Source organism: Roseomonas sp. AR75 (assembly GCF_005222815.1).
GTDB lineage: Bacteria > Pseudomonadota > Alphaproteobacteria > Acetobacterales > Acetobacteraceae > Falsiroseomonas.
The window spans coordinates 2,501-5,631 of record NZ_STGB01000007.1; the positions used below are offsets into that span (position 1 = coordinate 2,501).

Consider the following 3,131-nt stretch of genomic DNA (forward strand, 5'->3'; position numbering starts at 1 on the left):
GCCTTGGCGCCAGGAGGCGATGAAGGACGTGGCACGCTGCGAAAAGCCGCGGGGAGATGCGAGCGATCGTTGATCCGCGGATGTCCGAATGGGGAAACCCCTCCGCAAGGAGATCATGGACTGAATTCATAGGTTCATGAGGCGAACCCGGGGAACTGAAACATCTCAGTACCTGGAGGAAAAGACATCAACAGAGATTCCGCGAGTAGTGGCGAGCGAAAGCGGAGCAGGCCAGTGGTCTTTGTCAGCTAAGTCGAAGGATCTGGAAAGGTCCGCCGTAGCGGGTGACAGCCCCGTAGACGTGTTGCTGATGAAGATCCTTGAGTAGGGCGGGGCACGTGAAACCCTGTCTGAACATGGGGGGACCACCCTCCAAGCCTAAATACTCCCTGGCGACCGATAGTGCACAAGTACCGTGAGGGAAAGGTGAAAAGCACCCCGACGAGGGGAGTGAAAGAGACCTGAAACCGGACGCCTACAAGCAGTCGGAGCCCGAAAGGGTGACGGCGTACCTTTTGTATAATGGGTCCGCGAGTTCGTGTTCGTGGCAAGCTTAAGCCGTTAGGTGTAGGCGAAGCGAAAGCGAGTCCGAAATGGGCGCCTAGTCACGGGCATGAGACCCGAAACCGAGTGATCTAGCCATGGCCAGGCTGAAGGTGGGGTAACACCTACTGGAGGGCCGAACCCACGCCTGTTGAAAAAGTCGGGGATGAGCTGTGGCTAGGGGTGAAAGGCCAATCAAACTCGGAAATAGCTGGTTCTCCGCGAAATCTATTGAGGTAGATCGTCAGGTGATCACCCTCGGAGGTAGAGCACCGGAAGGGCTAGGGGGGCCCAAAGCCCTACCAAACCCTACCGAACTCCGAATGCCGAGGAGTGCAGCCTGGCAGACAGACAGTGGGTGCTAAGGTCCATTGTCGAGAGGGAAACAGCCCAGACCATCGTCTAAGGTCCCCAAATGGTGGCTAAGTGGGAAAGCATGTGGGACGGCCAAAACAACCAGGAGGTTGGCTTAGAAGCAGCCATCCTTTAAAGAAAGCGTAATAGCTCACTGGTCTAATAGCTGTTCTGCGGCGAAAATGTAACGGGGCTCAAGCCACCTACCGAAGACATGGGTGTGCAGCGATGCACGCGGTAGCGGAGCGTTCCCTAGGCCTGTGAAGCCATACCGGTGACGGGTGGTGGAGGTATGGGAAGTGCGAATGCGGACATGAGTAGCGACAAACAGGGTGAGAAACCCTGTCGCCGAAAGTCCAAGGGTTCCTGCGCAAGGTTAATCCGCGCAGGGTGAGCCGGCCCCTAAGGCGAGGGCGAGAGCCGTAGCCGATGGGAAGCGGGTGAATATTCCCGCGCCCGCCAGAAGTGACGACCTTGAAACGCTGTTCGGTCTTATCGGATTGATCGGGCGGTTGGAGAGGTCCAGGAAACAGCTCTGGCATATGGACCGTACCCGAAACCGACACAGGTGGACTGGTTGAGCATACCAAGGCGCTTGAGGGAACCATGCTGAAGGAACTAGGCAAATTACTCGCGTAACTTCGGGATAAGCGAGACCTGTTCCTGGGCAACCAGGGATGGGTGGCACAAACCAGGGGGTGGCGACTGTTTAGTAAAAACACAGGGCTCTGCGAAGTCGCGAGACGACGTATAGGGTCTGACGCCTGCCCGGTGCCGGAAGGTCAAGGGGAGGAGTGCAAGCTCCGAACCGAAGCCCCGGTAAACGGCGGCCGTAACTATAACGGTCCTAAGGTAGCGAAATTCCTTGTCGGGTAAGTTCCGACCTGCACGAATGGCGTAACGACCTCCCCACTGTCTCCAGCATGGGCTCAGCGAAATTGAATTCCCCGTGAAGATGCGGGGTACCCGCAGTTAGACGGAAAGACCCTATGAACCTTTACTGCAGCTTCGCAGTGGCGCCAGGAAGGGACTGTGTAGGATAGGTGGGAGGCTTTGAAGCCGGGGCGCTAGCCTTGGTGGAGCCAACCTTGAAATACCACCCTGTGCCTTTCTGGCGTCTAACCGCATCCCGTCATCCGGGATCGGGACCCTGCGTGGTGGGCAGTTTGACTGGGGCGGTCGCCTCCCAAAGTGTAACGGAGGCGCGCGATGGTGGGCTCAGGCCGGTCGGACATCGGCTGTTGAGTGCAAAGGCACAAGCCCGCCTGACTGCGAGCGCGACAGCGCGAGCAGAGACGAAAGTCGGCCTTAGTGATCCGGTGGTCCCGCGTGGAAGGGCCATCGCTCAACGGATAAAAGGTACTCTAGGGATAACAGGCTGATCTCCCCCAAGAGTCCACATCGACGGGGAGGTTTGGCACCTCGATGTCGGCTCATCGCATCCCGGGGCTGGAGCAGGTCCCAAGGGTTCGGCTGTTCGCCGATTAAAGCGGTACGTGAGCTGGGTTTAGAACGTCGTGAGACAGTTCGGTCCCTATCTGCTGTGGGTGTACGAGACTTGAGAGGATCTTTCCCTAGTACGAGAGGACCGGGAAGGACGCACCTCTGGTGAACCGGTTGTCGCGCCAGCGGCACGGCCGGGTGGCCAAGTGCGGAATGGATAACCGCTGAAGGCATCTAAGCGGGAAACCAGCCTCGAAACGAGGTCTCGCCGAGGGCCGTGATAGACCATCACGTCGATAGGCCGCAGGTATAAGAGGGGTAACCCTTTCAGCCGAGCGGTCCTAATCGCCCGATAGCGCTCTCCAACACCGGGTCTCACCCAACAGGTGCTGCCCCGTCCAACACCACGCCATCGCCACATCACACACACCAGATCCATCACCCCTCATCTGTCGTCAGGATCCGGCATGGTGGCCCGGTGGTCATCGCGAGGATGACACACCCGATCCCATCCCGAACTCGGCCGTGAAACACCTCTGCGCCCATGGTACTGCATCTCAAGATGCGGGAGAGTCGGTCGCCGCCGGGCCACCACGCCGGATCCTCACAACCAGCGACAGAAACACCACCGCGGGGTGGAGCAGCCCGGTAGCTCGTCAGGCTCATAACCTGAAGGTCACAGGTTCAAATCCTGTCCCCGCATCCATCTTGATTTGCACCAACAACGCCTCGGCAACATCGCCGGGGCGTTTCTGATTCCGAGCACCCTTCCGCCAGCCGGAGAAAGGCGC

At 58.7% G+C, this 3,131-nt stretch carries 1 tRNA gene and 2 rRNA genes (1 of these 3 cut by a window edge); all 3 read left to right on the plus strand.

The window, feature by feature from the left end:
• Positions 1-2,706, plus strand: a 23S ribosomal RNA gene (locus E4T13_RS29495); it begins 29 nt to the left of the window's first position.
• A gap of 108 nt (positions 2,707-2,814) precedes the next feature.
• Positions 2,815-2,929, plus strand: a 5S ribosomal RNA gene (rrf, locus tag E4T13_RS29500).
• 40 nt (positions 2,930-2,969) lie between these two features.
• A tRNA-Met gene (locus E4T13_RS29505) sits at positions 2,970-3,046 on the plus strand.
• Positions 3,047-3,131: the final 85 nt, after the last annotated feature.